The organism is Clostridium puniceum, from assembly GCF_002006345.1.
In the GTDB taxonomy this organism is placed as follows: Bacteria; Bacillota; Clostridia; order Clostridiales; family Clostridiaceae; genus Clostridium; species Clostridium puniceum.
The window spans coordinates 1-5,012 of the sequence record NZ_LZZM01000048.1; the positions used below are offsets into that span (position 1 = coordinate 1).

Genomic DNA, 5,012 nt, shown 5'->3' on the forward strand with positions numbered 1-5,012 from the left:
TTTTTAAAACCTTGAAAGTGCTTTAAAACAACAGAATATCGTTTATACATTCGTACATTTTTAGTCTTTTTCATTGCTGATTCTAGTTCTAATATTGCATTTTGATTATCTTTTATAATAACCATTTAAATCACCTCACAAAATAAATCTAGATTTATTTTGTGCAAACTCATCGAATAATATAAAGCTGTTTTGCCAAGCTATGAATTTTATTAATTAGAACTTATATATGTTAAAATAAAATTGCAAAATGGACTGGTGGAGCTTCAGCTCTGCCTTTTCTTTTTGAATAGAACTTACTTTCAAATTATCATTTATGGCATCTTTTCATATTTATTTTCTTGAACATCAATTAATGCTAATTTGTAGTTTATTCTTTCTAAGGCCTTCATTAAGCATGATATTTGCTTCTCCACTTCGAATTTTTGATGTGTTAGCATTACTTTTCTTTGTTGTAACGTTTTGTTCCCTTCATTATAAAGCTCCAAATATTGCTTAATTTCTAATAAAGGCAAATTTGTTGAACGCAATGCTTGTACCATTTCGATCCAAATTATATGATCATCATCAAACATGCGTACCCCGTGCACATCTCGTTCGATATTAGGCAGTATACCCTTTTTCTCATAAAAACGCAGTGTATATGGAGATATGCCTGTTTTCTCGGAAACTTCTTTAATTGTATACTTCATAATAGATCACCTCCCTTTTTGATTTTATTAGAGCTACTCTAAGCATATTATATAACTCTACCTATTTGAAATCAATAAATATTCTGATTAATGACAGTGTACAAGATTAAATTACATATCTAAAAATATAATAATAGGGTCAGATAATGAATTCAATCATGTTTTAAAACCATATTTTAAAAATATAGAAAACATCAAAAAATATCATAGAGTATCTTGACTTAGAGTTACTATAACATTGTAGACTAGAATAGTACCAAGAAATAGTACCAAAAAAGGAGGAATTTCAATGTCAAAAACAGTTTTAATCACCGGCTGTTCCACAGGATTGGGCAATGTTACAGCAAAAAAATTCGCTAATGAGGGATGGAATGTAGTAGCAACAATGCGTGAGCCAGATAAGAGCATAACAACGGAGAATCCAGAACGAATTTTCGTAACGCAACTCGACGTTACAAATCCAGACAGCATTAGGGCGGCAATATCAGCAGGCATCGTCAGTTTTGGCCAGATAGATGCAGTTGTGAACAATGCAGGAGGTGGATTTGGTTCTATATTTGAATCGACACCTATGGATGTCATCCGTAGCAATTTCGAAACCAATGTCTTCGGAGTTATAAACGTCATCAAAGCAATTATTCCGTATTTTCGTAAAGTAGGAGGCGGAACTATTGTTAATATCAGTTCTAGTGCAGGTTTTGCGGCGCCACCGTTTCGACCGGTATATACTGCAACAAAACATGCAGTTGAAGGACTGTCAGAATCTCTGTCGTATGAGCTTGAATCACAAAATATCTCTATTAAGCTTGTAGAACCAGGGTTCATGCCAACCACGAACTTCATGACAAGCTCAACCGCCACACAGGAAATTTCTATTCCGCCTTCATACAAGTCTTATTTTGATACATTGATGCAGGCCATGACTGCCTCTTCGGTTGAGCTTTCTGATGTCAATAAAGTCGCTGAACAAGTTTATTACGCTGCTTGTGATAAGTCTGATAGATTACGCTATCCATCAGGTCTAGATTCAGAAGAATTAGCTAAATTAAGGTGGTCTTCATCGGAAGAAACATACTTGCATACAATGCAAGAACTAATGGGACATACGGCATGGAGAAATAGTACAAAAAACAAATAATGTCATGGCCAGATATCAATGAATAAGCAATCTCAAAACTGGAATCAAAGTGAACTTTGAATGGAGTTCTAGGTAAATGTTAAGAATGCCGTCGCCTTGATATCAGTCAGTTGGTGACGACGTTTATAATATAAGACCTGAAAATTTATCGAAAGCTTCTTAATATAATATTCATTTTTTAATGTTTATATTAAAAAATACTAAAGCGGTAGTTGGATTGTTTTCCCATCTATCGCTCTTTTTTCATCTCATTTTTAAATAAACTTTAACGCATAAAAATCTAGTTTTCTCAAACAATATTATAGAGAATAATTTTTAGGAGTGATCGGTATGAAACATAATGGAAGTATTGGTGTTCTGTAAAAACGTGTAAATATAATTGTAAAGAAGATGACTATTGTACATTAAGTAAAATAAAGGTTTGGACTCATGAATCAAGTCCTAAAGACAAAGAATGTACTGACTGTGAATCTTTTGTATTAGGCTAATAAGAAATAGGCAGTAGTTTAGTTATTCTAGCTACTGCCTTTATGATTACCAATAAATATAACTCACTACTCTTAGGTATTTATTAGGAAATATTTAATATAATATATAGTACGTTGCATATTTTCTCTCAAAGAATGTTTTTCAAAGTTGGCTTATATTTTATATGATCCTTCTTTTTTATTGGTCATGTTAATGAATAGTGTTAATAATTCATGGTTATGGATATATTTTCATTGCACAAGTTAATACATAAATTATATTGAGTTACAAAATAAGGAGAAGGCAACCCTTCCTATCAGTAAGTAAACTAATAATTCGACTACTTCGTTCCAAAATATCTCCCTGTTTTCTTCTTGTAATCTAAATACTCTTTTCCGAATGCAATAGGAAGGAATTTCTTCTCTTCTAATATTTGAAGATGAAACATTAAGATTGAAGCACAAGCAATTATTATAATAAATACATTTGAGAATGTAAGTGCTGTTCCAATATAGAATAGATCAAACCCAACAAATGCAGGATTTCTACTATATTTATATATACCAGTCGTAACTATTTTAGTCTTTTGGCTATCATCAATTCCTGCTCTCCAACTGTCATCCATTGTTACCATTGAGGTAATAAATATAAAAATACCTAATGTAGAAATAGCAATCCGGATATACCTTATCAAATCATTTTCTATAAAAATTAGCAATTTATTTATAAATATAATACTAATAAATTGGATACCTGCCATCAAAAATGTTGTTAATTTTAGAACTATTTCAATAATAAAAGTTTTATAGTTTTACTACCACTAGCCATTTGGTCAGTTTTTATACCACTTTTACTTTGTATAAACACCTTTACATAATAACTGCCATAAAAAGCAAATATAATTAATAATCTCATTTTATATACCTCTGTTTTTATATTTATAGTATTATTGTTTTAAAATTACTAATCGATAATGGATTGCTCGCTATTGCTTTTTTATTATTGAAATATCCTTTAGCTAATTACTTGATTCAATCTTATTGATATTTCATTATAAATTTCCTCAGTATTAAAATGATCTATTATGTCTGAATAAATAAAATTTATCGGTTCTTTGCCTTTAAATAATGGTGTTCCATTACCAGAAGAAATCTTATATGTACATTATTTTTTATTGCAATAACTCTCCTTTGTACACGAAATTTCCTTAATAATATCCGCTGAACTCTCTTCACAAAGTTTATACTTTTGCAAGCAAGTTAAAATATCCTTTAGCACAAAACAAATTATATATATCATATGTTTACCTTTTGTAATTTGTTTTGCAACATCCCAGCTATCCTGTATTCTCAGTTTAGTTTTAATTTTTAATATATCATCTTGATAATTAATCAAAGATTTATTCAAATCTGAAATAAATTAATCATTACAGCTATAATCATTCATGGATAAACCATATGAAAACTTGTTTTTAATAGATATATCATTATGTATTAGAAGACACATCATTGCTAAATCTATACATATTTTTTTTGATTTATGTATAATATAATTGTAAATTGGTTCTTGTATACACTCTTCAATTTCACTTGATGTGGCATCTAAATATTTTCCTAATACTTCTTTTAAACAATTCTCATTAAAAGCATAGCTTTCAATTAAATATAATTTTAACTTATGTATAAATTTTTTTAGTTTACTATAATCTTTCCCACGTTTATCTTTTAATCTTAATTTATACTCATATGCATCACCATCAATAAACGCTAAAAGTATATTTTCTATATTTTTTAACTTATCATAATTTTTTTCCATCCAACTTATAATCTGTGTACATCCGCCACTTTTGCAATCCTCAAATTGATCAAATTTACTTAATGAATACGCTTTTTTATCCTTAGTAATATTTTCATTTATTATTTTTTCATATATTTTAGGGTCCGTCTTACCTTCAAGTAATATAAATGCCGTTTTCCTTAATTTACATTCTGATAATTTAGCCATTACACTTACCATTTTAGACATGCTTTAGACCTCCATCTATTTCAACCTGATCATTCATAAAATCAATAGACATATACGGGCTTTGAGTTGCTATAAGCATTGGCTTATTGCATAACTTATTAAATGTACTTAATAAATTTTGCTGCCATCTTGTATCTAATGCTATACATGGTTCATCTATCAAAATGAGACTTTTCTTTTCACCTATATAATTAAGTAATGAAAATAATGTTATCAGATGTCTTTCTCCATGAGATAATTGTTCAAAATAGTGCTTATGTTTAAAAGCATTGATTACTAATTTTTTCCATTATCATATAATTCTATTTTTTTACCAGTATAACCCTCAAATTCTTTTATAGCACTGATCTTATTTTCATGTTTCTCAAATTCTTTTATTTCTTTCTTGATTTGTTCTACAAAACTTTTTTTAGTTCCACTGCTACTATCCAGATTCCCTATTTCTTTAATTAGGGGGAATTCTTTTTCATCCAAAATTTGATTTAATGTTTTTAGGCTCCGTTGTGAAAACTTTGTATAAATGTCAACCTAGAAATGTAATTTTTCGATCATTTAAGAATGCAGTTTTTTAATCTTCTTCTTGCTTAAAATGATCTTTCAGTCTATACGATTTTCCGTTAATTGTAACAACATGAGCATGATGTAAAACTCTATCTAAGATAGCATTAGCGATAACAGCGTCATATATA

General features: G+C 29.2%; 8 protein-coding genes and 1 pseudogene. 2 read left to right on the forward strand and 7 right to left on the reverse strand.

Annotated features, from left to right (window positions below; genetic code table 11):
• Nucleotides 1-314: 314 nt before the first annotated feature.
• Entirely contained in the window at nt 315-692 is a 378-nt protein-coding gene (locus CLPUN_RS04080) for a MerR family transcriptional regulator (RefSeq protein ID WP_077846103.1), read from the reverse strand.
• A gap of 289 nt (nt 693-981) precedes the next feature.
• Between CLPUN_RS04080 and CLPUN_RS04085 the strand changes: the two genes are divergently transcribed.
• Nucleotides 982-1,830 carry an SDR family oxidoreductase gene (locus CLPUN_RS04085; RefSeq protein WP_077846104.1) on the forward strand — a complete coding sequence of 283 codons (849 nt, stop codon included), beginning with the start codon at nt 982-984 and terminating at the stop codon, nt 1,828-1,830.
• A 410-nt stretch (nt 1,831-2,240) separates the two neighbouring features.
• Nucleotides 2,241-2,318 (forward strand): annotated as a pseudogene (locus CLPUN_RS29535) (DUF1540 domain-containing protein); the annotation flags it as partial.
• A gap of 320 nt (nt 2,319-2,638) precedes the next feature.
• Here CLPUN_RS29535 and CLPUN_RS04095 read toward each other — a convergent pair.
• From CLPUN_RS04095 to CLPUN_RS04110, 6 genes are all read right to left on the reverse strand, one after another.
• Nucleotides 2,639-3,058: a methyltransferase family protein gene (locus CLPUN_RS04095; protein ID WP_077846105.1), complete on the reverse strand. Its 420-nt coding sequence runs from the start codon at nt 3,056-3,058 to the stop codon at nt 2,639-2,641.
• 23 nt (nt 3,059-3,081) lie between these two features.
• On the reverse strand, nt 3,082-3,213 hold the full coding sequence (locus tag CLPUN_RS29115; RefSeq protein WP_278281600.1) for a hypothetical protein: 132 nt from the start codon (nt 3,211-3,213) through the stop codon (nt 3,082-3,084).
• Between the two features lie 504 nt (nt 3,214-3,717).
• The gene (locus CLPUN_RS04100; protein ID WP_077846106.1) at nt 3,718-4,323 is read right to left on the reverse strand and encodes a DUF4435 domain-containing protein; all 606 of its coding nucleotides are present in this window, start codon (nt 4,321-4,323) and stop codon (nt 3,718-3,720) included.
• On the reverse strand, nt 4,316-4,486 hold the full coding sequence (locus CLPUN_RS29345) for a hypothetical protein (protein WP_341424048.1): 171 nt from the start codon (nt 4,484-4,486) through the stop codon (nt 4,316-4,318). The genes CLPUN_RS04100 and CLPUN_RS29345 overlap by 8 nt, the downstream gene beginning before the upstream one ends.
• A 113-nt stretch (nt 4,487-4,599) precedes the next feature.
• Nucleotides 4,600-4,797, reverse strand: a complete 198-nt coding sequence (locus CLPUN_RS04105) for a hypothetical protein (protein ID WP_077846107.1) — start codon at nt 4,795-4,797, stop codon at nt 4,600-4,602.
• A 94-nt stretch (nt 4,798-4,891) separates the two neighbouring features.
• Nucleotides 4,892-5,012 (reverse strand): ATP-binding protein (locus CLPUN_RS04110; RefSeq protein WP_242954042.1); only part of this gene is annotated, 121 nt, incomplete at its 5' end.

What these genes read in the sequence shown, in the direction of transcription:
- CLPUN_RS04080 (WP_077846103.1), bottom strand. Translation starts at nt 692, where the DNA reads ATGAAGTATACAATTAAAGAAGTTTCCGAGAAAACAGGCATATCTCCA.
- CLPUN_RS29115 (WP_278281600.1), bottom strand. Translation starts at nt 3,213, where the DNA reads ATGAGATTATTAATTATATTTGCTTTTTATGGCAGTTATTATGTAAAG.
- CLPUN_RS04095 (WP_077846105.1), bottom strand. Translation starts at nt 3,058, where the DNA reads ATGGCAGGTATCCAATTTATTAGTATTATATTTATAAATAAATTGCTA.
- CLPUN_RS04100 (WP_077846106.1), bottom strand. Translation starts at nt 4,323, where the DNA reads ATGTCTAAAATGGTAAGTGTAATGGCTAAATTATCAGAATGTAAATTA.
- CLPUN_RS04085 (WP_077846104.1), top strand. Translation starts at nt 982, where the DNA reads ATGTCAAAAACAGTTTTAATCACCGGCTGTTCCACAGGATTGGGCAAT.